Here is a 22,405-nt window from a genome sequence, read left to right as displayed (position 1 = left end):
ATCATGATGAACTGGGCAAACCTGTGGATGGACGTATTTGGAACCACTTCTCTTTGGGGCATTGACATGGGATTTTGGGTCGCCATTGGCGTGGTGTTTCTCATTGTCATCTTGATGAATGTGGCGTTCTGGTCCATGAAGCCTCAAAAATAAACGGATCTATGAAACCCCCTCCGATGTAGCTCTGACTACACCGGAGGGGCTTTCTGTCTTATTCAAAGGGGTAGTGCACACCCATCTGGTGGCGTATCTCATCCATTAACTCCATCATGTGCACCGTGTCCTGGTGGGGCATAGAGGGGCACTCCAGCGCTCCCGCCTCAATACAGCGGGCTGCCTCTGTCACCTCATACTCGTAGCCGGTGAGCTGAGCAGGGCAGGGGTGATGCTCTACTTGCCGATACTGGGCGTCATAGACGGTGATGGACTGGGGATTGTTGATATTCTCCACCACAGCAAAACCCCGGGCACCATAGATGACTCCCATCCGGTCAGAGACACAGTTGGCCCCGGAGTTCAACACTGCCATCTTTCCGTCCTTCCACGTCAGGGTTATGCTGTCCTGGAGGTCCACTCCCTTGTCCGAGAGGACGCCCACAGCATGGACCTGGTCCGGGGCACCAAACACCATCTCGGCAAAGTTCAAGGGATAAATCCCCACATCCAGCAGGGCACCTCCGGCCAAGGCAGGCTCCACAATGCGCTCTTTTCCCATGATCTCATAGCCCAGGTTGGCGGTGAGCATTCGGAGCTCTCCAATGATGCCAGAGTTCACCACCTGAGAGATGATCTCCCGCATAGGCTGGTATCTGGTCCAGATGGCCTCGGTGAGCAGCAAGCCCTTGTCTTTGGCCCGCTGGAGCATCTCTCGCGTCTGCTGAGCATTGGCGGCAAAGGCCTTCTCGCACAGGACATGCTTTCCGTGCTCCAGGCACATCATGACATGCTGATAATGATGAGAGTGAGGGGTGGCCACATACACCAGCTGGACTTGCTGGTCCTGGAGCATCTCCTCATAGCTGCCGTAGGCTCGCTCTACGCCGTGGGTCTTGGCAAACCGCTGGGCCCGTTCCAAATCCCGGGCTGCCACAGCATACAGGGAGACGGCATGGTTTCCCGCCTGATTCATGCGGTTGATGGTCTCCGCCATGGTTGCGGCAATGCGGCCAGCTCCCAAAATTGCCATATGAAGCATCTTTTTCATCTCCTTCGGAACATAAAAAATGATGAGGAATTACATCACTGTAATTCCTCATCATCATAGCACAAAGCAGGGAAGAGGTCTACTCTTCTTACTTGCTGGCCAGAACCTTCTTCAGACGGGCGAAGCGGGGCAGACCGTGCTCGGTGGCGCGGGTGTTCTCACCCTGGATCAGGGGCAGGGCGTAGTCGATGAAGCCCTGGTTGATGCCGTTGCCAGCCTCGTTGATCCACTCCAGGGGCACCTTCTTCTCGAAGTTGGCCACCTCAGAGAGGTTGAACAGCTTGGTCTTGCACTCATAGCCGTTCTCACGGGAGCACTCGAAGCCCACCATCTTATCGGTCTCGCCGGCCACAGCAGCCTCCACGGCGGTCTTACCAGCCAGGAAGGACTCCTGAATGTCGGTCTGAGAAGCCAGGTGAGCGCCGCAGCGCTGCAGCAGGGACAGCTCGATGCCACGGACCTTGGCGCCGGTGCGCTCCTTGACGATGTTGGCCAGCATAGCAGCCAGACCGCCCAGCTGAGCGTGACCGAAACCGTCGGTGGCAGAGGTCTTAGCCTCGGAGACGAAGGAGCCGTCAGCATAGTGGATGCCCTCGGAGACAGCCACGATGCAGTTGCCGTTCTTCTCGTAGATGGAGGTGACGTCGGCCAGGAACTTGTCCATGTCGAAGTCCACCTCGGGAACGTAGATCAGGTCGGGAGCGCAGCCCACGACGCCAGCCAGAGCGGCAGCGGCAGTCAGCCAGCCAGCGTGACGGCCCATGATCTCGATGATGGTGACCATGCCGGTGTCGTACACACGGGCATCCTTGTATACCTCAGCGCAGGAAGTAGCGATGTACTTGGCAGCGGAGGCGAAGCCGGGGCAGTGGTCGGTGCCGAACAGGTCGTTGTCGATGGTCTTGGGCACGCCCATAACGCGGCACTCATAGCCGGACTTGGCCATGAAGCGGCTGACCTTGGAGCAGGTGTCCATGGAGTCGTTACCGCCGTTGTAGAAGAAGTAACGCACGTCGTACTTCTTGAAGATCTCCAGAATCCGCTTGTAGTCGGTGTCGTCCACATCGGGATCGGCGATCTTGTAGCGGCAGGAACCCAGCTCGGAAGAGGGAGTGTTCAGCAGCAGCTCCAGCTCGTGAGCGTCCTCCTGGCTCATGTCATACAGACGATCGTTGAGAACGCCCTTGATGCCGTGAGCAGCGCCGTACACGGCGGTGATGTTGGGGTTATCCAGAGCGGTGCGAATGACACCGTATGCGCTGGCATTGATCACGGAGGTAGGACCGCCGGACTGACCAATGATACATGCGCCTTTCAGTTGAGACATGTTTGAATCCTCCTAATGTTGTGATGCGTTTGAAACGCGCTGATTAGGCCTTGCCGTCGCAGCCCAGGACGTTGATCAGCTTGTGCTTGACCAGCTCCTTGATGTTGGCGCGGGCGGGCTTCAGGTACTCGCGGGGGTCAAACTTGTCGGGGTGCTCAGCGAAGAACTTACGGATGGTGCCGGTCATGGCCAGACGCAGGTCAGAGTCAATGTTGATCTTACACACAGCGCCGCGGGCGGCCTGACGCAGCTGCTCCTCGGGGATACCAACGGCATCGGGCATCTTGCCGCCGTTCTCGTTGATCATCTTCACATACTCCTGAGGCACGGAAGAAGAGCCGTGGAGAACGATGGGGAAGCCGGGCAGACGACGGACGACCTCGTCCAGGATGTCGAAGCGCAGGGGAGGGGGAACCAGCTCGCCCTTCTCGTTGCGGGTGCACTGAGCAGCGGTGAACTTGTAAGCGCCGTGGCTGGTGCCGATGGCGATGGCCAGAGAGTCGCAGCCGGTCTTGGAGACGAACTCCTCAACTTCCTCGGGACGGGTGTAGTGAGAGTCCTCGGCGGAAACCTGGACCTCGTCCTCCACGCCAGCCAGAGCGCCCAGCTCGGCCTCGACCACAACACCGTGATCATGAGCATATTCCACAACACGCTTGGTCAGCTCAATGTTCTCAGCGAAGGGCTTGGAAGAGGCGTCGATCATGACGGAGGTGAAGCCGCCGTCGATGCAGCTCTTGCAGATCTCGAAGCTGTCGCCGTGATCCAGGTGCAGAGCGATGGGCAGGCCAGTCTCAATGATGGCAGCCTCAACCAGCTTCACCAAGTAGGTGTGGTTGGCGTAAGCACGAGCGCCCTTGGAAACCTGAAGAATCAGGGGAGCGTTAACCTCCTTGGCGGCCTCGGTGATGCCCTGAACGATCTCCATGTTGTTGACGTTGAAAGCACCAATTGCATACCCACCATCGTATGCCTTTTTGAACATCTCGGTAGTAGTGACCAGTGGCATTTGAATCAACTCCTTAGTAGAATTAATTGGTCTTGCACTTCATCATTTTAACAGCGTTCGCCCCAAATTGCAAGGTATCAAGCCATCTTTTTTAAGACAAATTATATACACCACCCCAATACCCTTTGTGCGAAGTGCCAAAGCAGCAGGAGAGAGGCTCACTTTTTCTTGCACCGATCTCCCAAAGGGTTGAGTTGGGCGGCCTGACGCATGGCCTCACTATCCACGTGGGTGTAGATCTGGGTGGTGTTCAAATGCTCATGGCCGAGGATCTCCTGCAGAGTGCGTACATCCACGCCATTTTTCAGCATCAAGGTGGCAGCTGTGTGCCTGAGCTTATGGGCGGAGTACTTGTCCCGGTCCAGTCCAGCCTCCGCCAGCCGCTTTTTGATCATGTAATGCACGCCGTCCTTGGTCACACGGGTGCGCCGCCGACTGATAAACAGCGCATAGGGGTCCACGGCCGCCGACTGGGCCCGAACCGCCAGCCAGTCATCCAGCGCGCTGCGGCAGGCGGTATTGAGGAAGACAAAGCGCTCTTTGTTACCTTTGCCTAACACCCGCATGCGGTCGTCCCGCACATCGCTGAGGTTCAAGCCCACCAGCTCAGAAATTCGAAGCCCACAGTTTAAAAATAAGGTAATAATACAAAAGTCTCGCTCAGAATTTGGCCCGTCGATGCTGTCCAGCAGTTGAATGCACTCATCCAGGGTTAAAAATCGCGGCAGTGTCTGGCGCTGTCTGGGCGCATCCAGCTCCTGAATGGGATTTTCCGTGAGAACTTTGGCTTTGTTCACCAGATATTTATAAAAGGAACGGATTGATGCAACTTTCCGAGCTCTGGTGGATGCCTCAAGGCCACAGCCAGCCTGGGGCGAATTGTGATTCTTGGCACGGCTGCGGCTGAGAAAACTGAGATATGCGTACACATCGGCCAGCGTCACAGAGCGCACCAGCGAGACATCCACGTCGTCAATGGAGATTTCGTCCAGCGGCGTGGATCTGGGCACCAAACCTTTTTCAAGTTTCATGTATCTGAGAAAGTTGCGCAGATCAAGAAAATATTCATCAACCGTTTTGGACGAATGTCCCTGAATGGTCTCGTGATACGCGAGAAAATCCCGCAGCACCGGCGGCGCTTGAGTTTGATAGTCAATTTTCATGTAAAATCACCATATTTGCATACATAAAGCCAGGCTGGCCGGATCATACTACGGATATCAAATTTCCGGGAGCCCCCTACCCTCAACTCAACAAAATTTTAATTTTGTTGAGTTGCTAGTGTGTTTAAACAGGAGTTCCCGGCACATCAGAATTGGAGGTCAAAGTTATGAGTCTCATTCCGTGTACCCTCTCCTGTCGACATCAGACCGATGGCCGGTGCACCCTGTACACAACGGGTGCACAACCTATGCGCAACGCCGCCCAGGACGGCACCGACCACCCCTGTCTGAATTATGAGCCCAAAGACTCACACAAGCACCGCAATCGCTTGCCGGATGTTGTGCACCTCAATGAGCTGTAAGCCGTCCGGCACCACCAACTTTCCGCTGTGCCGGGCTGGAATCAAGCATTTGGTAAAGCCCAGCCGCTGCACCTCGCTGAGGCGCTGATTCAACGCGTGCACCGCCCGCAGCTCGCCGGTCAGGCCCACTTCGCCGATGGCCGCCAAATCATATGGCACCGGCTTGTCCCGGAAGCTGGACGCCAAGGCCACGATGAGCGCCAGGTCCGCCGCCGGCTCTGTAATGCTCAAGCCGCCAATGACGTTGACGTACACGTCACAGTTGGACACCATGAGCCCTCCACGTTTTTCCAGCACTGCTGAGAGCATCATGGCCCGGTTGTAGTCAAAGCCATTGCAGGAGCGCCGGGACGTGCCGTAGGCCGACGGGGTGAGCAACGCCTGAACCTCTGCCAGCACCGGGCGCACGCCCTCCATGACACAGGTGACGCAGGAGCCTGGGGTGTTCTGAGGCCGCCCGGACAGCAGCGCCTCCGAGGGGTTTGGCACTTGGGACAGGCCCTGGTCTCCCATCTCAAACACACCGATCTCGTTGGTGGCGCCGAAGCGGTTTTTGGCTGCCCGGAGAATGCGGTAGGAGTTGTGCTCCTCCCCTTCAAAATGCAGCACACAGTCCACCATGTGCTCCAACACCTTGGGGCCTGCCAAAGAGCCTTCTTTGTTGATGTGGCCCACCACAAAGACGGTGATACCCAGCCCCTTGGCCAGGTGCATCAGGGTCATGGTGCACTCCTTGACCTGGGCCACGCTGCCTGGAGAGGAGTTGGACTCCCCGTTGTACACCGTCTGAATGGAGTCCACGATCAAAATATCCGGTTTTTGCTCCTCCACCGCCGCCACCACATCGTCCAGGTTGGTCTCTGAGTAGAGATACAGCCCCTGCCCGGAGATACCCAGCCGCTGGGCCCGCAGCTTGATCTGCCGCTCCGACTCCTCGCCGGACACGTACAGCACCGAGGCAAACTGGCACAGGCTGTTGCAGATTTGCAGCATCAAAGTGGACTTGCCGATACCCGGGGCGCCGCCCACCAGCACCAGAGAGCCCTTCACGGCTCCCCCGCCCAGCACGCGGTCCAGCTCGCTCATTCCCGTGGGAAAGCGCAGTTCGTCGGTGGCCTCCACGTCATCCATGGGCCGGGGCTTTCGCAGGGGCGAGGTGGACAGGCTCCCCCCTGCTTTTTTCTTGCTCTCCGCCGCCGGGGCGGGCTGCTCCACAATGGTGTTCCAGGCCCCGCAGGCCAGACATCTGCCCTGCCATTTGGGAGTCTCGTTGCCGCACTGAGTGCAGTAGTACACAGTTTTATTTTTTGCCATTCAGATTCCTCCTGAGGCTCGGTTTATCATTTGCATTTGGTGGAGGTAGGCTCCGGTGATGGCCATGGACAGCCGGGTCTGATACCCGTCTGTGAGAAGCAGCGAGGCCTCCAGCCCATTGCTGAGAAAGCCACACTCCACCAACAGGCCAGGACAGGAAATATGGGAAAAGAGATACACGTCCTCGGACACCTGCTTGGCCTTTTTTGTGTTGGAGCTGTCCACCGTCTCCTGGAGCATCTGCTGGGTATATTCTCCCCACTGCCGCCCCACATCGCCCAGGGTGTAAAACACCTGTGCCCCTCGTACCGAGGGGTCGGAATATTGGTTTTGATGGATGCTGATGAGCATGGCCCCTGGGGTGTCGTTGACCAACTGGACCCGATAGTCCAAATCGGAGCGTTTCCGCTCTCCCCTCTCCTCTGCCCCCGGCGTATGGAGTGAGACATCTTCCGTCCGGGTGAGCACCGGCTCCACTCCGCACAGAGCCATGAAATATTCCAGCTTCTTCACGATCTGGAGATTGATCTCACTCTCCCGGTGGCCCGAAGCGGTGACGGCTCCCCCGTCCTCTCCACCGTGTCCGGCATCCAGCACCACGACAGGATGTCCGGTATCCACTTGAACCACTGTGGGCACCACCAGCTTGCCCCATCGGGCGAAAAAACAGAGGATACATGCCGCAATGAGCAGAATCACCATCCATGGCTTCATAGCCATCCCCCCTTCCCTCCATCCATATGAAGCAGGGGGACAACTCATACCAGCCTAGGTTAGACGCAGTGATAGACCTCTCGGTGGCGCTGGGAAATTTCCACCCGCAGGTCGGGGAACGCCTCCTTCAGCCACCCCTCCAACACGGGGCACACCACGTTCTCTGTGGGGTAGTGTCCGGCGTCCAACAGGTTCAGCCCCTGGGCCTTGGCCGCCAGAAACACGTCGTACTTCACGTCAGCGGTGACAAAGGTGTCACACCCGGCGGCCACCACATCACCCAGCATACTGCCGCAGGAGCCGCCGCCAACAGCCACCCGGTGCACCGGCTTGCCGCTGTCCACCACCCGCACGCAGGCGGCATCCAGCCGCTCCTTCACCAGGGCAGCAAAGCTCTCCACACTCTGAGGTTCCACCTGGCCAATCCGTCCAATGCCATAGGGTTTTCCCTGCTGGTCCACCCCATCCTGGCTCAGCTGCTCCACCTGGGTCAAACCCAGCTTGCAGGCCAGGGCGTCGTTGACCCCCTCTGCTACAGCGTCCAGATTGGTGTGGGCGCAGACGGCGGCAATGCCGTGCTCTGCCATGGTCAGCAGCAGGTCTCCGCCGGGGGTGACGTCGGTGAGCTGTTTGACCCCTTCCCAGATCACCGGATGGTGGGACACAATGAGCTGTGCTCCCAGCTCCACGGCCTCGTCCACTACGTCTCTGGTGATGTCCAGAGCGATGAGAACCCGATCCACCGGGGCGTTGCGCCGCCCCACCAGGAAACCGGCGTTGTCAAACCCCAGCTGATATTGAAAGGGGGCCTTCTTCTGGATGGCCTCATAGATTTGCTGTACGGTGTTCATGCTTCCAGCTCCTTTTTCATCTCATCCATGCCTGCCAGTACCTGTTCCAGCTGCTCCACCACAGCCTGGTCCGGGTTGGCAGAGGCCTTCTGTCCCTCCAGGGCCCGGCGCACCTTGCCCTCCATCATGGACAGGTATGCCCCTCTCAGAGGCTGTGGGGTGTTGCGCCCCACCCAGAGCTCTGCCGGGGTCATAGGTGCATCCTGGCCGCCCCACACGGTGAGCACGGTATACATACGGCTCCCTTCTTGGCACAGGGTCTCGTGCTCCACCCGGTAGCCGTTTTCCACCAGCCACTGGCGGAGGTCCGGGAAGGAGGTCATGGGCTGGAGGAGCAGCAAGGTGTTCTCCTTCGTCCAGGGGGCCTGCTCCAAAATGGCGGCAATGGTCTCCCCGCCCATGCCTGCGATGGCCACTACGTCCGCCTCCCCTGCCTGAATTCCGGACAGCCCGTCACACAGGCGCAGAGAGACTCGGTCCGCCACTCCGTGCTGCTCCACCGTCTCCTTGGCCCGGGACAAGGGGCCCTCCCGCAAATCCGAGGCGATGGCGGAGGGGATACACCCCTCTAACAGCAGCCATACCGGCAGCAGTGCATGGTCCGTGCCCACATCTGCCAGCACCGAGCCCTGGGGGACCTGCTGGGCAATGGCACGCAATCTCGGCGTCAATTCCATAAAAATCCCTCATTTTCATCAGATACAAGAAAAGAGCGGTTACCCGCTCTTTTCCCGCAATGGTTTTTATTCGCCGATGTTGGCGTTGAGCTGCTCCAGCAGAGCGTTCACGTCCACGCCGTGGACCATGCAGGCCTGCTCCACCGTCTCACCCCGGGAAGAGGGGCAGCCCAGGCAGTGCATGCCGATGGACAGGAAGATGGGGGCAGTCTGAGGAGCGATGTCCAGAATATCGCCGATGATAGTATCCTTGGTAATCTTAGCCATGTGATATGACCTCCTGATCTAGTTTGTCGAACAGTGATAGTATATCCAACCCTGCAAGGTTTTGCAAGGGTCAGTTGGGGAACTCACTGGAATTCCTTCAAGAACGCCTCCAGGCGGTCCATGCCCTTCTTGATGTTCTCCATGGAGGTGGCATAGGACCAGCGCACAAAGTTGGGGGCACCGAAGGCGGTACCGGGCACGGTGGCCACCAGACCATACTTCAAGAAGGCCTGAGAGAAGTCGTCACAGGTGTGGATCACCTGGCCGTGGACGGTGCGACCCACCAGCTTCTCCATGTTCATCATCACGTAGAAAGCGCCCTCGGGCTTGATGCAGCTGACGCCCTCCACCTGGTTCATGCGCTCCACCAGGTAGTTGCGCCGCTCCTCAAAGGCCTGCCGCATGGTCTCAATCTTCTCCTGAGAGCCGCTGAGGGCCGCCTCTGCCGCCTTCTGGGAAATGGTGCAGCAGGAGCCCGCACAGTGGCTGAGGTAGTTGCTCATGACTTTGATGATCTCGGGCTCAGCCAGAGCGTAGCCAATGCGCCAGCCCGTCATGGCATAGGCCTTGGAGACGCCGTTGATGAGGATGGTGCGCTTCTTTACCTCTTCGCCCAGGCTGGCCACAGAGGTAAATTTCAGCCCATCATAGAGCAGGCAGGAGTAGATCTCATCGGCGATGATGTACAGGTCATTCTCCACGCACACATCCACCAGAGCCTTCAGCTCCTCCCCGTTGTACACCATGCCGGTGGGGTTGGAGGGATTGTTGAGAATCATAGCCTTGGTCTTGGGGGTAATGGCATCCCGTAGCTGCTGAGCGGTAATTTTAAACCCGGCAGATTCCTCCGCAGTCACCACCACAGGCACGCCACCCATCATGCGGACCAGCTCAATGTAGCTGACCCAGTAGGGGGCTGGGACAATCACCTCGTCCCCGGGATTGACCAGAGCCCGGAGGGCCACATACACACAGTGCTTGGCACCAGCGGCCACCATCACCTGGGACGGCTCATACTCCACGTGGAAGTCCGCCTTCACACGCTCGCACACCGCCTTCTTAATGCCGGGCAAACCGGAAGCGGGGGTGTAGCGGGTGTTGTTCTCCTCAATGGCCCGGATACCAGCGGCCTTGATCTCGTCCGGGGTGTTAAAATCCGGCTCACCAGCGCCAAATCCCACCACGTCTATGCCGTCGGCCTTCATCTGCTTGGCCAGAGAGTCAATGGCCATGGTGCTGGATGCCTGCACCTGAGAGGCAATCTTGGACAGTTCTTTCAAGTCAATCCCTCCGTACACTTCATTTGTGACATATTATATCGTCTTTCTTGCACATATGCAAGAGTCAATCCCATGGATACGGGTTATTTTGCATGTTATAACGTCTTGTGCTGCAAAATTCACCGGGTGCGCTTGGTGGTGTTCTTGCGGTAGAGAAAATACAGCCCCTTGACCATCAGGTCCCGGTCGTACTGAATCTCATGGCGGCAGTGGCGGAAGATCTCCGGGGCGTACTCTCCCGTAGCCACCACAGAGGCGGCCTTCTCCCCGGCAGACTCCTCCATCTCGTCAATGAGGCGATCAATGGACCCGGCATACCCGTACACCACACCCGCTCGCATGGAGTCCACCGTGTTGCGGCCTAGGGGAGAATCCACCTTCCCCATGGCAATGTGGGGTAGCTGGGCCCCGTTGTCGGACAGGGCCTCCAGAGCAATGGCCATACCCGGCATAATGGAACATCCCTCATAAGAGGCCTGACGCATGTAGGAGAAGGACAGGGCGGTGCCCGAGTTGATGACAATGGACGGGGACGGATACAGGGCCACCGCTGCCATCGCCGAGGCCACAATGTTGCTGCCCAGCTGGTTGTGCACGTCCGCCCGGATGTTCAGCCCAGTTTTCACTCCCGGGCCCACCACCATGGGGCGCTTCCCCGTCAGACGCTGAATGGCCCGGACAAAAATATCCGTCACCTGGGGTACAACGCTGGACACAATGGCCCCCTGTACTTCCTGGATCTTCCCGCCGTACAGCTGGAACACCCCCATGAGGTCCAGGGCGCATCGATCTTCACTGTATCTGCGCTCACTTTCCAGCTCAGAGCGGAACCGGATGTCACCGTTCTCTTCAAACAGTGCGATGGTGACATGGATATTGCTGATGGCCACAGCCAAAATCAAAGCGCCCAACCCCTTCATGATCAGATTCATATTATTTTTATTATAGCCAGCAATCCAGAGCAATGCAAGAGGGAACCTCCGCCCGAATCCAGTCCGGCGGAGGTTCCCCAGGTCGTTAAATATTATCCCGGATGATCTGACCCATACGGCGGGTGCCAATGACGTCTTCTCCCGGTTTGGCAATGTCGGCCGTGCGCCAGCCGTCAGCCAGGGCCTGGTCCACCGCCCGCTCCACAGCATCCGCCTCGGCAGACAGCTGGAAGGAGTAGCGGAGCATCATGGCCACGGAGAGAATGGTGGCAATGGGGTTGGCCTTGTCCTGCCCGGCGATATCGGGGGCAGAGCCATGGATGGGCTCATAGAGGGCGGGGGCCGTATCTCCCATAGAGGCGGAAGGCAACAGGCCAATAGACCCGGTGATCATGGAGGCCTCGTCGGAGAGGATATCTCCGAACATGTTCTCGGTGACCACCACGTCAAACTGGCCCGGGTCCCGCACCAGCTGCATGGCGCAGTTGTCCACCAGTACGTCCTCATAGGCCACGTCGGGGTACTCCTCCGCCAGGCGGTGCATCACAGACCGCCACAAGCGGCTGGTCTCCAGCACGTTGGCCTTGTCCACACTGGACACTTTCTTCCGTCTCAGTCGAGCCATCTCAAAGGCTCGGCGGCCAATGCGCTCGATTTCCATCTCGGAGTAAGCCATCAAGTCGGTGCACTCCACACCTCGGTCCGAGGTCTCATAGCGGTCCCGCTTACCAAAGTACACGCCTCCGGTGAGCTCCCGCACCATCATCAGGTCAATACCCTTCTCGGCAGTCTCCTTCTTCAGGGGGCAGGCCTCGGCCAAAGCGGGTCGCAGAGCGGCAGGACGCAGATTGGCGTATAGCCCCAAGTCCTTACGAATGGCCAGCAGAGCGGTTTCCGGCCGCTGCTCGGCGGGCTTGTCGCTGCCCCACTTGGGGCCGCCCACAGCACCCAGCAGCACGGCATCACAGTTTTTACAGGTTTCGGCGGTGCCGTCGGGATAGCTCTTTCCCACCGCATCGGTGGCACAGCCTCCCAGCAGCACATCCACATAAGTGAAGGTGTGGCCGAACTTCTCTCCCACCTTGTCCAGGACGCCTACCGCCTCATGGACAATCTCAGGGCCGATTCCGTCCCCCCGAATCAGTGCAATTTTGTAATTCATTTGGCAATCCCCCTAGCTTTCAGAGAGTGGAGCAGGCCACCGTGCTCAATAATGCCGTTGACAAAGGCGGGGAACGGCGCTGCCTGGAAGGTCTGCCCGGTGGTTTGATTCTCAATGACACCCGTAGCAAAGTCCACCGTGACGCTGTCACCGGGAGAGATACCGTCCACCGCCTCCGGGCACTCCATGATGGGGAAGCCGATGTTGATGGCGTTGCGGTAGAAGATACGGGCAAAGCTCTTGGCGATGACGCACTTCACGCCACAGGCCTTGATGGCCAGGGGGGCGTGCTCCCGGGAGGAGCCACAGCCGAAGTTGCTGCCACCCACCACAATATCGCCGGGTTCCACAGTGGTGGCAAAGTCGACATCGATGTCCTCCATACAGTGGGAGGCCAGGGACTTCTCGTCCGGGGCGTTGAGGTAGCGGGCGGGGATGATGACGTCGGTATCCACGTTGTCGCCGTATTTGTAAATCTTCATCTTTTCATCCCTCCCTCAGATGGTGGCGGGGTCGGTGACCACGCCGGTGATGGCAGAAGCCGCTGCCACCGCAGGGCTTGCCAGAATGATCATGGAACTGGTGGGGCCCATGCGGCCCACGAAGTTGCGGTTGGTGGTGGCAATGGCCCACTCGTTGTCACTGAGCACGCCCATGTGGCCGCCCAGACAGGGCCCACAGGTGGGGGTAGATACCGCGGCCCCGGCCTGGATAAAGTCAGCAATGAGGCCCTCCTCCATAGCCTGGAGATAGATCTGCTGGGTGGCGGGAATGACAATGCATCGTACCCCGTCAGCCACCTTCTTTCCCCGGAGGATGGCAGCGGCCTCTCGCAGGTCCTTCAAGCGTCCGTTGGTGCAGGAGCCAATGACCACCTGCTGGATGGGCTTGCCCGCCACTTCGTCCACCGGCTGGGTATTAGAGGGCAAATGAGGCAAAGCCACAGTGGGACGCAGCGTGGACAGGTCGATCTCCACAGTGCGGGCATACACGGCGTCCTCGTCCGCCTCAAAGGCGGTCCAGGCCCGCTCCACCCGTCCGTTCAAGTAGGCGATGGTCTTCTCGTCCACAGGGAAGATGCCGTTTTTGGCACCTGCCTCAATGGCCATATTACAGATGGTGAACCGATCGTCCATCTCCAGGGAGGCCACGCCATCTCCGCAGAACTCCAGGGACTGATACAGAGCTCCATCCACCCCGATCATGCCGATGAGGTGGAGCACCACGTCCTTGCCACTGACATAGGGGGAGAGAGTTCCGGTGAGCTTGACCTGAATGGCCTGGGGCACCTTGAACCAGGCAAGACCGGTGGCCATGCCCGCCGCCATATCGGTGGAGCCCACGCCAGTGGAGAAAGCGCCCAGAGCGCCATAAGTACAGGTGTGGGAGTCTGCGCCAATGATGACCTCACCGGGGGCAGCCAAGCCCTTCTCGGGAATCAGGGCGTGCTCAATGCCCATCTGGCCCACATCGTAGAAGTGGGTGATGTGGTGCTTGTGGGCAAAGTCCCGGCACCTGGCGCACAGCTGGGCGGACTTGATGTCCTTACAGGGGGTGGAGTGGTCCAGCACAATGGCGATCTTGTCCTGGTCAAACACCGTGGACAACCCCGCCTTCTCAAACTCTTTGATGGCCACAGGGGTAGTAATGTCGTTGCCCAGCACCAGGTCCAGCTTGCCCTCTAAGAGCTGTCCGGCCTGTACCTGGTCCAAACCCGCTGCCCGGGCCAAAATTTTCTGCGTCATGGTCATACCCATGAGACGCACCTCCTTGTTTCTCAGGTTGTTCGGTACATTCATTATGCCAAAGCCTCTGGAAAAAGAATGTAACATGTGATACAATCTTAGGGAGATTGGAGGGAACGGCATGGCACAGTGGGACATCTTCGCCCGGGGGCAGACCCCCAAGTTGTACACCAAGGGGCAGATGATTTATCTCCAGGGAGAGCAGCCTCACCACTTTTACTACCTAGTGTCCGGCTCCGCCCGCAGCTTTCTCAGCAGCCCGGAGGGAGACGAGCGTATTTTGACCATCCACCGCAGTGGGGACCTGATGGGGGAGGCATCTTTTTTTGACCAGTACCCCCGGGTCAGCTCCGCCATGGCCTTGGAGGACAGCCTGGTGGTGTCCATTGACCAGCAGCGACTGGATCAGATCTTCATGGAGCACCCACAGCTGGCCCAGCCCATGCTGCGCTATCTGGCCCGCACCATTCGGATTCTCTCCGACCACGTGGACACTGCCTCTCTCCCAGCCATTGGCCGGGTAGCTCGGTACCTGCTGACCTTACCCCGAGGCGAGAACAACACCGTGGCGTGTACGCACGAGAGCATCGGCCAGGCCATTGGCATGAGCCGCATCACCGTCAGCCGGGCCATGAAGCAATTGGTACAGCAAGGAGCTGTGGAGACGGGGTACGGCACAGTACAGATTTTGGACGAAGGACAGCTTCAAGTGTTGCAAAACCGATAAACCAGCGAGGCCGGGAAGCCCCATCGAGCTTCCCGGCCTTCTCTCATGTTCCATGATCGTCAGAGATATCCACTCCAGTATATTGATTGTACATGGTATAGTTCCACGACACCATAGCCTCCAGAGGGTCAGCCAGGCTCAACTCTGCATGGCCGGAATCTACGCCGTCCTTGGTCACCCACAAAATAATCTGTCGGTCCACTCCCTTGTATTCTGCGGCAAACCATATCTCATACTCGTAATCCCCAACGAAATGATCTGCATAACCGTTTACACCGATGTACCGAACATTTTGAATTCCTCCAGCCTGTTCCAGTTCTTCCCCCAACGCCAGAAAACGTGCCTTGGTGTCCTCCTCAAAATGGTCCAGTTCTTCCGCTGGGATATGGCCCTCTTCCAACCATCGCTGCTTCGTATTCCTCAAATCCAGATATTCAAAGGCTTTCTCATAATCTCCAGCTTCCATATAGTGCATAAACCGATTGCCGAGGTAAATTTGCCGCAGGTTAGAAAAGCTGGGGCCTACACCTCTCACTTGTCCTACACCCAGGTAGAGTACAGGAATCAACAGAACTATAACCACAATGGATGCAATCCAGCGGTTGCGAATCTTTTTGAAACTCTTAGCTGCGGCCTTTTTCTCCTGTTTGGGTTTCACCTCCATCTCTGGCTCTGTGAGCTCCTGGACGGCTGCGTGCTGCTTCCCGCAGGCCTCGCACTCCCGCAAATGCTCCTCCACCGCCTCTCGGGTGGCCTGGCTGCACAGATTATCCTCGTACAGCGGCAGCAAGTCCTGCACAATGTCACATGACAACTTCATTTTGACACCTCCTGAATAATCTTCTGCTTGGCCCGATAGTAGGTCACTCTGGCCCACGTCTCGGATTTTTCATATAACTCTGCAATCTCCTTAAGCTTTACATCGGCATAGGTATGGAGAATAAACACATCCTTGTAGGGCTCACTGAGCTGCTGTACCGCCTGACGTACCCGCATACGCTCTTCCCGCTGAACGACCTGTTCCTCAGGAGTCAGTTCCTGAGCGGCTATCTCCACCATCTTCTCCACAGGACATGTCTCATGGTGTTTCTGTCTGCGGCATTCCTTCAGCCAGGCGTTTTTTCCGATCTGGCACAGCCAGGTGTACAGGCTGCTGCGCCCCTCGAATCGGTCAATATGTAAGAGAGCCTGATAGAACACGTCTTGTAACAAATCCTCGGCCATGGTCTCGTTCCGGGTCAGGGCCAGGAGAAACCGGTACACAGGCCGACTGTAGGTCTCATAAATCTCTTGAAATCCTGACATGTCTCTCCCCCCTTCTCCCGGCACTTTGTTTCCCCATTGTATCAGATCTCTTTTCTTGATTCATCCATTAGAACCCGAAACATACAAAACGTTACAAAAAAAGATGTGCCACAGAACCCATGTTCTGCGACACATCTTTTCCTTACAGAATGATGCAAATCAGGCCCCCGGACCCCTCGTTGATGATGCGCTGGAGGGTGTCCCGCAGCTTCTCCCGGGCATCCTCCGGCATACGCTTGAGTTTGGCCTGCAAATCCTCCCCCACCAGCTCGTGGAAGGAGCGGCCAAACATGTTGGAGTCCCAGATCTTTCCCGTATCCCCCTCGAACTGACGCAGGAGGAAGTCCACCATCTCCTCCGACTGTTTCTCCGTGCCCATGATGGGAGAGACCTCGGTTTTAATGTCCGCCCGCATCATGTGGATGGAGGGAGCCGAGGCTTTGAGGCGTACCCCGTAGCGGCCGCCCTGCTTGACGATCTCCGGCTCCTCCAGGGTCATCTCCTGGGGATCGGGCATGACGATGCCGTAGCCCGTCTCCTCCACCTGGGCCAGCGCCTGCTCCACCTTCTCATATTTCCGCTTCATGGAGGCCATCTGGACCAGCTGTCCAATGAGGTCTCCGTCGTCGTGAATCTCCAAGCCGCAGCGCTGGGACACCGTCTCATAGAACAGACTTCGTGGCAGCTCCAGCACCGCCGTTACCACGCCGTTACCCATGTCCATGCGGGTGATCTGGGCAGAGGCAATTTCCTCCCGCTGGTCCAAGGCCTCCACCGCTGCTTCTGTGTCCCGCAGCCGCTCCAACCCTCCGGCCTCTTGGCGAATCATCCCATAGAGCTGGCTTTTGATGGGGTGGTCAAAGGGGAGCACATCCACCCAGGAGGGGAGAAACAGCTCCAGCTGCTTCATGGGGAACTCGTGGAGCACCCCGCTCAGGATGGCCTCCACCGTCTCCTCGTCCAGGGTCAGGCAGTTCACCGCCAGGCAGGTGACCTGGTACTGCTGGGCAATATCCGCCTGGATGGCTTGGGCCCGGTCGCTGTAGGGCTGGGCGGAGTTGAGCAGCACCACAAAGGGCTTGCCCATGGCTTTGAGTTCCTCAATGACCCGCTCCTCCGCCTCCAGGTAGTCCTCCCGAGGGATGTCGGCGATGGTTCCATCGGTGGTCACCACAATGCCAATGGTGGAGTGGTCAGTGATGACCTTCTGGGTGCCCAGCTCCGCGGCCTGAGTCATGGGGACCTCGTAGTCCATCCAGGGGGTGGTCACCATCCGGGGCTGGTCTCCGTCCATCTGCCCCATGGCTCCAGGCACCATATAGCCCACGCAGTCAATGAGCCGCACGGAGAAGGAGCTGCCGTCATCCATGGACAGGCTCACCGCATCCTCCGGGACGAATTTAGGCTCGGCGGTCATCACCACGCGGCCGGACCCGCTCTGGGGCAGCTCATCCCGGGCCCGGTCCCGCAGATAGGTGTTCTGGATTTCCGGCAGCACCATGGTCTCCATAAAGCGTTTGATAAAGGTGGATTTTCCCGTGCGTACCGGACCAACCACCCCAATGTAAATATCGCCTTGGGTGCGCTGGGCGATATCCTCATACAATTTGTTGTGATCCACAGCAATTCCTCCTCACCGCAAGTTCTCTACATGTGTATGGGGATAAGCTGTGTAATATGCCACATCAAAAAATCGGCCGGAGAAACCCTCCGGCCGATTTTGGCGTGTTAGACTCGCTTGGTGGGAATGAGCAGAATCATTCCCTCCGGCACCGTCTCAGAGGCCAGCTCATTGGCGGTGCAGATATCCTGGATGGTGGCACCGCAGGCCTTGGCCACATCCCACAGCTGCTCTCCCGCATCCACCCGGCGAATGACCAGGGAGGGGCGGCTACACGGGCCCTCATAGGCACCCGTAGAAGCCACAGAACTGACACACAGCAGTTCCTCCTCCTTGGTGGTCAGCCAGCGGAACTCCAGCTCAAAGCGCAGGTCAATGCCGCCGCTGACAGCCGCCGCAGTCAAATCTCCCACCGCTCTGCAATGGACCTTGCGCTGGCACCCCTCCGGGATTTGATAGGGGCAGGTGACCAGAACACTGTCCGTGGCCCCACGCAGCTCTCCCTCCTCGTCCAAATACAGCATGTGTACTTGAATCTGGGCGGCTAGCTCGTTTCCGTGCTCTCCGCTGCGCTGGGTCACTTCCTTGACCACGGCGAAGCTGTCCAGCACCTGCTTGGCCTCCACCGAGGTCTGATAGAAGTGCCGGACACTTTGGCTGGTGCCGCCTGTCTCCGCCAGGGTACATAGAGGACAGGGAGAACGTTGGGCATCCAGCCGACAGCTCACAGAGTACACATCGGAGAGCAGTGTCACCTCCCGCTCCATACGCACCACCGCCTGGGCGCAGGCCTCCACAGTGACCTCCAGTTCTCCCTCTCGCAGGCGACAGTCCACGCTTTTCAGGCGCACGTCCACCTGAGAGCCCTGGTCCCCCGCCTCCTGCTCCACGTCCAGCACCTGGGAGAAGGGGAGCTCGAAACAGGTGGAAGTGACGCTGTCCCCGCACTGGTATACCAGGTACAGCTTCACAGAGCCCTTCACCACCAGCTTACGGCCGATGAGCTTTCCCTCCATCACATCCAGCTGGGGTCGGCACAGCAGCAGCTGCTGCACCTCTCCCTTGGAGGGGGGCATGCGCACCAGATCGGAGAAGAGGAAAGGTTTCTCCACCACCCCGGTGATCACAATGTCCCGAGCGGGCAGAAGTCGCTTCTCCAAGCTCCCCTCCGGGCCGCCCTGGACGTCGGTGTTCACCTCTTTGGCCGCCAGCTCATAGGCGGTGAGCTCCACCATAATTTCCGCCCGAGCCACCACTTTTCTGGGATTGATCGCCCGGGCATCCGCGAAGGTGACCGTGGCGCTGGATTGCACCACGGTGGTGGTGCGCAGCGATGGATGGTCTTTCAAGCACTGGAAGGGGATGGCCACCTCCAAGGTCTTGGGCAGCTGCTCCCCCTCAGGGATGTAGAACACCGTGGTCTGGATGGTGCCTGTCAGCCGCACCGTTCCCTCTCCCGGCTCGCAGTCCCGGACATACACCCGCCCCACCGCCGTAACGATGCGGGCAATGTCCGGGTAAGTATCCGGCACAATGCTCTCCAGCGTCTCCTCCTGGGTCACCGCAGTGTCCAGAACCTGGCGGTATCCCTCCAGCACCACAGGCTGTAACTCCATATCCATAGACATCCTCCCTTTGTCCACATTCTGAGGTATCTATATGACCATGGAGGCCGGGATATTCCCTCAACCCGAGATGCCGAAAATCCGGCGCATAATCCCACACAGAGCTTTGGGAAACTTTACAACTACGATCCGCATAAACAACAGCCTCTCCTTTCCATGCTGAAATCTACTACAGCATATGTAAGAAGAGGCTGTCTGGTTCCTGATCCAATTTATTTTTCCCATTGGGGGCGGGACTTCACTTGATCGTACAGGCGCACATAGCTCTGGTAGCGGCTGGGAGCGATGGCACCGTTGTCCACCGCCTCCCGCACCGCGCAGCCCCGCTCCTTGACGTGGGCACACCCCACAAAGCGGCACTGCTCCAAATAGGGGCGGAATTCCCGGAACGTGTGGGCCAGCTCCTCCTTGGGGATGAGCTCCATCTGTTCCACATCGAAGGCGGAGAATCCGGGGGTGTCTGCCACCAGTCCTCCACCCACCCGAAACAACTCCACGTGGCGGGTGGTGTGGCGGCCACGGCCCAGCTTTTCGCTGACCTGACCCACCTTCAAGCCGAATTGCGGGCACAGGGCGTTGAGCACGCTGGACTTGCCCACACCGGAATTTCCAGTGAATGCGGAGATTTTCCCATCCAGAACCCCCAGCAGCTGCTCCAGGCCTTCGCCCGTCTGGGCGCTGATGGCAAAGGACTGAAATCCAGCCCTCTGATACAGCTCCACCAGCTGAGTGGCGGGCTCTAGATCGCACTTGTTAAAGCAGATGATGGGCTGGCACCCCTTGTACTCGGCCAGAGATACCATCCGGTCAATGAGGAATGGGTCCGTGACCGGGATAGCCCCGGAGGCCAAAATCACCAGCTGGTCCATATTGGCCACCATAGGCCGCTGGAACTGGTTGGAGCGGGGCAGGACCTCATCCACCATCCCGGTGCCGTCCTCGGTCACCGTAATGGCCACGTGGTCCCCCACCAGCGGGGTGATCTTCTGGTGGCGCAGTTTCCCACGGCCCCGGCAGGTGATGGGCTCTTGCTCTGCCCCCACGTCCACATAATAGAAGCCGCTGAGGGCCTTAATGATGGTACCCGTCATACGTTAAAACTCCAAATTATAGCTCTCTACTTGCACCCCGTCGATTTCAATGGTCACCCGCTTGGTGGTGCCAGGGCTCTGGGTCACTTCACGGGAGAAGTTGCCCTGCTCATCGGCATTCCAGGAGCCGTCAAAGACGGTGGTGGAGCCCAGGGTTACCTTCAAATTGATGGTACCGGTATAATCGCTGAGGTCCACAGTGATGGTCTTTTTCACCGGGGCGTCTGTGGTCACCACCGGGGGATTGGTGACAGGAGGCTGGGTGGCCTCTGGGCCAAGGCTGACTTGGAGGTCAATGGTGGTGCCAGGGTCCACCATGGTCTCCTTTTCAATGCTCTGCCACATCACCTTGCCGGCGGCATAGGTGTCGCTGTGATACTCCTTCACATTGGCCTTGAGCCCCTGCAGCTCCAGCTGGGCCTTCACCTGCTCCAGGCTCAATCCCACGTAATCGCCCACAGCTACCTTTTGATTCTCCTTGCCCTTGCTGACCACCAGGGTCACCTCGTCCCCCTCTTCCAGCTCGGTATCCTTCTTGGGGGTATAGGAGATGATATAGCCCTCTTCCGTGGTGGAGGAATACTCCTCCTCTGTGACCACTTTGAGTTTCATATCCTCCTTCAGCTTCTTCAATGCCCGTTCCAGTTCCCAACCCGTGACGTCAATCATCTTCAGTTCCTCTGTTCCGCCACTGATGGTAACGGTGATGGTGGACTTGCCATCCTTGACCTTTTCATCGGCCTCAGGGGTCTGCTCACAGATCTGGTCCTTCTCATACTCCTCGTTGAACACCGTCTCGCCCACCTCGATGGTGAAATCGCCCAGGATGGAGGGGTCCTTTTCCAACTCCTCCAGGGTATAGCCCAACAGATTGGGTACGGTGTACTCCTTGGCCGGAGCAAAGATGGCACCTCGGATGAAATTAAAGAGGAAGATCACAATACCCACTACGAAGATAAGGATAGCCGCCACGGCGACCGCAATGGGCGGAAGCTTGACTCGGCCTCCGAACAGCTTGATGCGCTCGGTCCGCTCTCCCTCCTCATCATAGTACTCGTCATCCTCGTCGTACAATGCTCCAGTGTCGTCGGAGACTGGTTGCTGCTGCTCCGGCTCCCGGGCACCGGGAACGGGGATCACCCGAGTGGGCTCCTCGATGTTGTCGATACGGATGGTGTCCGAGCGAACGGCATCGGGATTTTTCTGAAACTCCGTCACCGCATCCAACATATCCTGAGCGGAAGCATAGCGCTGGTTGGGATTGGGGGCCATGGCCTTCATGGTGATGGCCTCCAGACCCACGGGGATATCAGGATTCAATTCCCGAGGCTGAATGGGAATGGAGTTGATGTGCTGAATGGCAATGAGCACCGGGGTCTCGCCCTCAAAGGGCAGCCGCCCGGTGAGCATCTCATAGAGCATGACACCCACAGAGTACAGGTCCGACCGCCCGTCGATGTGGCTGCCCTTGGCCTGCTCTGGGGAGATATAATGCACCGACCCAATGGCCTCCTGGGTCAGGGTGGCCTGAGAGGACGTCAGGCGGGCAATGCCAAAGTCGGCCACCTTAATGCTCCCGTCCCGCAGCACCAGAATGTTGTGGGGCTTGATATCCCGGTGGATGATGCCCCGGCTGTGGGCATGGTCCAGTGCCCGCAGCACCTGGGAGATAAAGTGCAGGGCCTCCTGCCACTTCAAGGGCGTGCCGCGCTTTTGCATATATTGCTTCAAGGTCATGCCGTCAATGAGCTCCATGACGATGTAGTTGAGCCCATCGCTCTGGCACACGTCATAGACACCCACAATATTGACATGGGACAGCATGGCAACCGCCTGAGACTCCGCCTGGAAACGGCGGCGGAACTCCGCGTCGCTGGCCAGCTCTGGCTTTAGGATCTTGATGGCCACCAGCCGATTGAGCCGATGGCAGCGGGCCTTATACACCACGGCCATGCCACCCACGCCAATACGCTCTAAAATCTCATAGCGATTGTCGAGCATTTTACCTATGTATTGATCCATGGTAAAT

General features: G+C 58.3%; 22 protein-coding genes. 2 read left to right on the top strand and 20 right to left on the bottom strand.

Annotated elements, in window-relative coordinates; translation table 11 throughout:
• The first annotated feature begins 3 nt into the window (after positions 1-3).
• Positions 4-153, top strand: coding sequence for a hypothetical protein (locus B5F98_RS13035; RefSeq protein WP_087369297.1), 150 nt, complete (start codon positions 4-6; stop codon positions 151-153).
• A gap of 58 nt (positions 154-211) precedes the next feature.
• Here the strand turns inward: B5F98_RS13035 and B5F98_RS01325 are convergent, their stop codons facing one another.
• The 14 genes from B5F98_RS01325 to leuC all read right to left on the bottom strand — a co-directional run bounded on the left by B5F98_RS01325 (position 212) and on the right by leuC (position 14,019).
• On the bottom strand, positions 212-1,186 hold the full coding sequence (locus B5F98_RS01325; RefSeq protein ID WP_343219380.1) for a Gfo/Idh/MocA family oxidoreductase: 975 nt from the start codon (positions 1,184-1,186) through the stop codon (positions 212-214).
• Between the two features lie 106 nt (positions 1,187-1,292).
• Entirely contained in the window at positions 1,293-2,531 is a 1,239-nt protein-coding gene (locus B5F98_RS01320; RefSeq protein ID WP_087229832.1) for a 6-phosphofructokinase, read from the bottom strand.
• A 43-nt stretch (positions 2,532-2,574) separates the two neighbouring features.
• Positions 2,575-3,540, bottom strand: a complete 966-nt coding sequence (gene fba / locus B5F98_RS01315; protein ID WP_087369295.1) for a class II fructose-1,6-bisphosphate aldolase — start codon at positions 3,538-3,540, stop codon at positions 2,575-2,577.
• Positions 3,541-3,698: 158 nt separating this feature from the next.
• Positions 3,699-4,703, bottom strand: a complete 1,005-nt coding sequence (locus B5F98_RS01310; protein ID WP_087369294.1) for a tyrosine recombinase XerC — start codon at positions 4,701-4,703, stop codon at positions 3,699-3,701.
• A 308-nt stretch (positions 4,704-5,011) separates the two neighbouring features.
• A complete protein-coding gene (gene radA / locus B5F98_RS01305) occupies positions 5,012-6,379 on the bottom strand; it encodes a DNA repair protein RadA (protein ID WP_087234302.1) in 1,368 nt (455 codons plus the stop codon).
• The gene (locus B5F98_RS01300) at positions 6,380-7,093 is read right to left on the bottom strand and encodes an N-acetylmuramoyl-L-alanine amidase (RefSeq protein ID WP_158096806.1); all 714 of its coding nucleotides are present in this window, start codon (positions 7,091-7,093) and stop codon (positions 6,380-6,382) included. It abuts the gene before it with no gap.
• Positions 7,094-7,152: 59 nt separating this feature from the next.
• Positions 7,153-7,944, bottom strand: a complete 792-nt coding sequence (locus B5F98_RS01295) for a Nif3-like dinuclear metal center hexameric protein (RefSeq protein ID WP_087369293.1) — start codon at positions 7,942-7,944, stop codon at positions 7,153-7,155.
• A complete protein-coding gene (locus B5F98_RS01290) occupies positions 7,941-8,621 on the bottom strand; it encodes a class I SAM-dependent methyltransferase (protein WP_087369292.1) in 681 nt (226 codons plus the stop codon). Before B5F98_RS01290 ends, B5F98_RS01295 begins: the two co-directional genes overlap by 4 nt.
• Positions 8,622-8,687: 66 nt before the next feature.
• Positions 8,688-8,888 (bottom strand): DUF1858 domain-containing protein, encoded by a 201-nt coding sequence (locus tag B5F98_RS01285; RefSeq protein ID WP_087234294.1) that lies wholly within the window; start codon positions 8,886-8,888, stop codon positions 8,688-8,690.
• Between the two features lie 83 nt (positions 8,889-8,971).
• Complete coding sequence (locus B5F98_RS01280) at positions 8,972-10,120, bottom strand: pyridoxal phosphate-dependent aminotransferase (protein WP_164488792.1); 1,149 nt, start codon at positions 10,118-10,120, stop codon at positions 8,972-8,974.
• Positions 10,121-10,287: 167 nt separating this feature from the next.
• A complete protein-coding gene (locus B5F98_RS01275) occupies positions 10,288-11,100 on the bottom strand; it encodes a type III pantothenate kinase (protein WP_242955024.1) in 813 nt (270 codons plus the stop codon).
• Positions 11,101-11,185: 85 nt separating this feature from the next.
• Positions 11,186-12,262 carry a 3-isopropylmalate dehydrogenase gene (gene leuB / locus B5F98_RS01270; protein WP_087369290.1) on the bottom strand — a complete coding sequence of 359 codons (1,077 nt, stop codon included), beginning with the start codon at positions 12,260-12,262 and terminating at the stop codon, positions 11,186-11,188.
• Positions 12,259-12,744 (bottom strand): 3-isopropylmalate dehydratase small subunit, encoded by a 486-nt coding sequence (gene leuD, locus B5F98_RS01265; RefSeq protein ID WP_087369289.1) that lies wholly within the window; start codon positions 12,742-12,744, stop codon positions 12,259-12,261. The genes leuB and leuD overlap by 4 nt, the downstream gene beginning before the upstream one ends.
• 15 nt (positions 12,745-12,759) lie before the next feature.
• The gene (gene leuC, locus B5F98_RS01260; protein ID WP_087369288.1) at positions 12,760-14,019 is read right to left on the bottom strand and encodes a 3-isopropylmalate dehydratase large subunit; all 1,260 of its coding nucleotides are present in this window, start codon (positions 14,017-14,019) and stop codon (positions 12,760-12,762) included.
• A gap of 109 nt (positions 14,020-14,128) precedes the next feature.
• On the opposite strand from leuC, the gene B5F98_RS01255 reads away from it, so the two are divergent.
• A complete protein-coding gene (locus B5F98_RS01255) occupies positions 14,129-14,734 on the top strand; it encodes a Crp/Fnr family transcriptional regulator (RefSeq protein WP_087369287.1) in 606 nt (201 codons plus the stop codon).
• Positions 14,735-14,777: 43 nt separating this feature from the next.
• On the opposite strand, the gene B5F98_RS01250 is transcribed toward B5F98_RS01255, so the two are convergent.
• From B5F98_RS01250 to pknB, 6 genes are all read right to left on the bottom strand, one after another.
• A complete protein-coding gene (locus B5F98_RS01250; protein WP_087369286.1) occupies positions 14,778-15,554 on the bottom strand; it encodes a zf-HC2 domain-containing protein in 777 nt (258 codons plus the stop codon).
• Positions 15,551-16,039 carry a sigma-70 family RNA polymerase sigma factor gene (locus B5F98_RS01245; protein WP_087369285.1) on the bottom strand — a complete coding sequence of 163 codons (489 nt, stop codon included), beginning with the start codon at positions 16,037-16,039 and terminating at the stop codon, positions 15,551-15,553. The genes B5F98_RS01250 and B5F98_RS01245 overlap by 4 nt, the downstream gene beginning before the upstream one ends.
• 142 nt (positions 16,040-16,181) lie before the next feature.
• Positions 16,182-17,660 carry a stage IV sporulation protein A gene (gene spoIVA, locus B5F98_RS01240; protein WP_087369284.1) on the bottom strand — a complete coding sequence of 493 codons (1,479 nt, stop codon included), beginning with the start codon at positions 17,658-17,660 and terminating at the stop codon, positions 16,182-16,184.
• A 107-nt stretch (positions 17,661-17,767) separates the two neighbouring features.
• Positions 17,768-19,282, bottom strand: a complete 1,515-nt coding sequence (locus B5F98_RS01235) for an SPOCS domain-containing protein (protein WP_158096564.1) — start codon at positions 19,280-19,282, stop codon at positions 17,768-17,770.
• A gap of 215 nt (positions 19,283-19,497) precedes the next feature.
• The gene (gene rsgA / locus B5F98_RS01230) at positions 19,498-20,376 is read right to left on the bottom strand and encodes a ribosome small subunit-dependent GTPase A (RefSeq protein WP_087369283.1); all 879 of its coding nucleotides are present in this window, start codon (positions 20,374-20,376) and stop codon (positions 19,498-19,500) included.
• Positions 20,377-20,379: 3 nt separating this feature from the next.
• Positions 20,380-22,398: a Stk1 family PASTA domain-containing Ser/Thr kinase gene (pknB, locus tag B5F98_RS01225; RefSeq protein WP_087369282.1), complete on the bottom strand. Its 2,019-nt coding sequence runs from the start codon at positions 22,396-22,398 to the stop codon at positions 20,380-20,382.
• Between the last annotated feature and the right edge of the window lie 7 nt (positions 22,399-22,405).

Source organism: Pseudoflavonifractor sp. An44 (assembly GCF_002161675.1).
GTDB lineage: Bacteria > Bacillota > Clostridia > Oscillospirales > Oscillospiraceae > Enterenecus > Enterenecus faecium.
This window is presented reverse-complemented; position numbering and strand designations above follow the sequence as displayed.

Excerpts from the sequence above, each read along its gene's own strand:
- B5F98_RS01290 (WP_087369292.1), bottom strand. The coding sequence starts at position 8,621 with ATGGAATTGACGCCGAGATTGCGTGCCATTGCCCAGCAGGTCCCCCAG.
- leuB (WP_087369290.1), bottom strand. The coding sequence starts at position 12,262 with ATGAATTACAAAATTGCACTGATTCGGGGGGACGGAATCGGCCCTGAG.
- B5F98_RS01235 (WP_158096564.1), bottom strand. The coding sequence starts at position 19,282 with ATGGATATGGAGTTACAGCCTGTGGTGCTGGAGGGATACCGCCAGGTT.
- pknB (WP_087369282.1), bottom strand. The coding sequence starts at position 22,398 with ATGGATCAATACATAGGTAAAATGCTCGACAATCGCTATGAGATTTTA.
- B5F98_RS01255 (WP_087369287.1), top strand. The coding sequence starts at position 14,129 with ATGGCACAGTGGGACATCTTCGCCCGGGGGCAGACCCCCAAGTTGTAC.
- B5F98_RS01245 (WP_087369285.1), bottom strand. The coding sequence starts at position 16,039 with ATGTCAGGATTTCAAGAGATTTATGAGACCTACAGTCGGCCTGTGTAC.
- rsgA (WP_087369283.1), bottom strand. The coding sequence starts at position 20,376 with ATGACGGGTACCATCATTAAGGCCCTCAGCGGCTTCTATTATGTGGAC.
- B5F98_RS01300 (WP_158096806.1), bottom strand. The coding sequence starts at position 7,093 with ATGAAGCCATGGATGGTGATTCTGCTCATTGCGGCATGTATCCTCTGT.
- B5F98_RS01275 (WP_242955024.1), bottom strand. The coding sequence starts at position 11,100 with ATGAATCTGATCATGAAGGGGTTGGGCGCTTTGATTTTGGCTGTGGCC.
- B5F98_RS01250 (WP_087369286.1), bottom strand. The coding sequence starts at position 15,554 with ATGAAGTTGTCATGTGACATTGTGCAGGACTTGCTGCCGCTGTACGAG.
- B5F98_RS01285 (WP_087234294.1), bottom strand. The coding sequence starts at position 8,888 with ATGGCTAAGATTACCAAGGATACTATCATCGGCGATATTCTGGACATC.
- radA (WP_087234302.1), bottom strand. The coding sequence starts at position 6,379 with ATGGCAAAAAATAAAACTGTGTACTACTGCACTCAGTGCGGCAACGAG.
- B5F98_RS13035 (WP_087369297.1), top strand. The coding sequence starts at position 4 with ATGATGAACTGGGCAAACCTGTGGATGGACGTATTTGGAACCACTTCT.
- B5F98_RS01310 (WP_087369294.1), bottom strand. The coding sequence starts at position 4,703 with ATGAAAATTGACTATCAAACTCAAGCGCCGCCGGTGCTGCGGGATTTT.
- leuD (WP_087369289.1), bottom strand. The coding sequence starts at position 12,744 with ATGAAGATTTACAAATACGGCGACAACGTGGATACCGACGTCATCATC.
- B5F98_RS01295 (WP_087369293.1), bottom strand. The coding sequence starts at position 7,944 with ATGAACACCGTACAGCAAATCTATGAGGCCATCCAGAAGAAGGCCCCC.
- B5F98_RS01280 (WP_164488792.1), bottom strand. The coding sequence starts at position 10,120 with ATGGCCATTGACTCTCTGGCCAAGCAGATGAAGGCCGACGGCATAGAC.
- fba (WP_087369295.1), bottom strand. The coding sequence starts at position 3,540 with ATGCCACTGGTCACTACTACCGAGATGTTCAAAAAGGCATACGATGGT.
- B5F98_RS01325 (WP_343219380.1), bottom strand. The coding sequence starts at position 1,186 with ATGGCAATTTTGGGAGCTGGCCGCATTGCCGCAACCATGGCGGAGACC.
- leuC (WP_087369288.1), bottom strand. The coding sequence starts at position 14,019 with ATGGGTATGACCATGACGCAGAAAATTTTGGCCCGGGCAGCGGGTTTG.
- B5F98_RS01320 (WP_087229832.1), bottom strand. The coding sequence starts at position 2,531 with ATGTCTCAACTGAAAGGCGCATGTATCATTGGTCAGTCCGGCGGTCCT.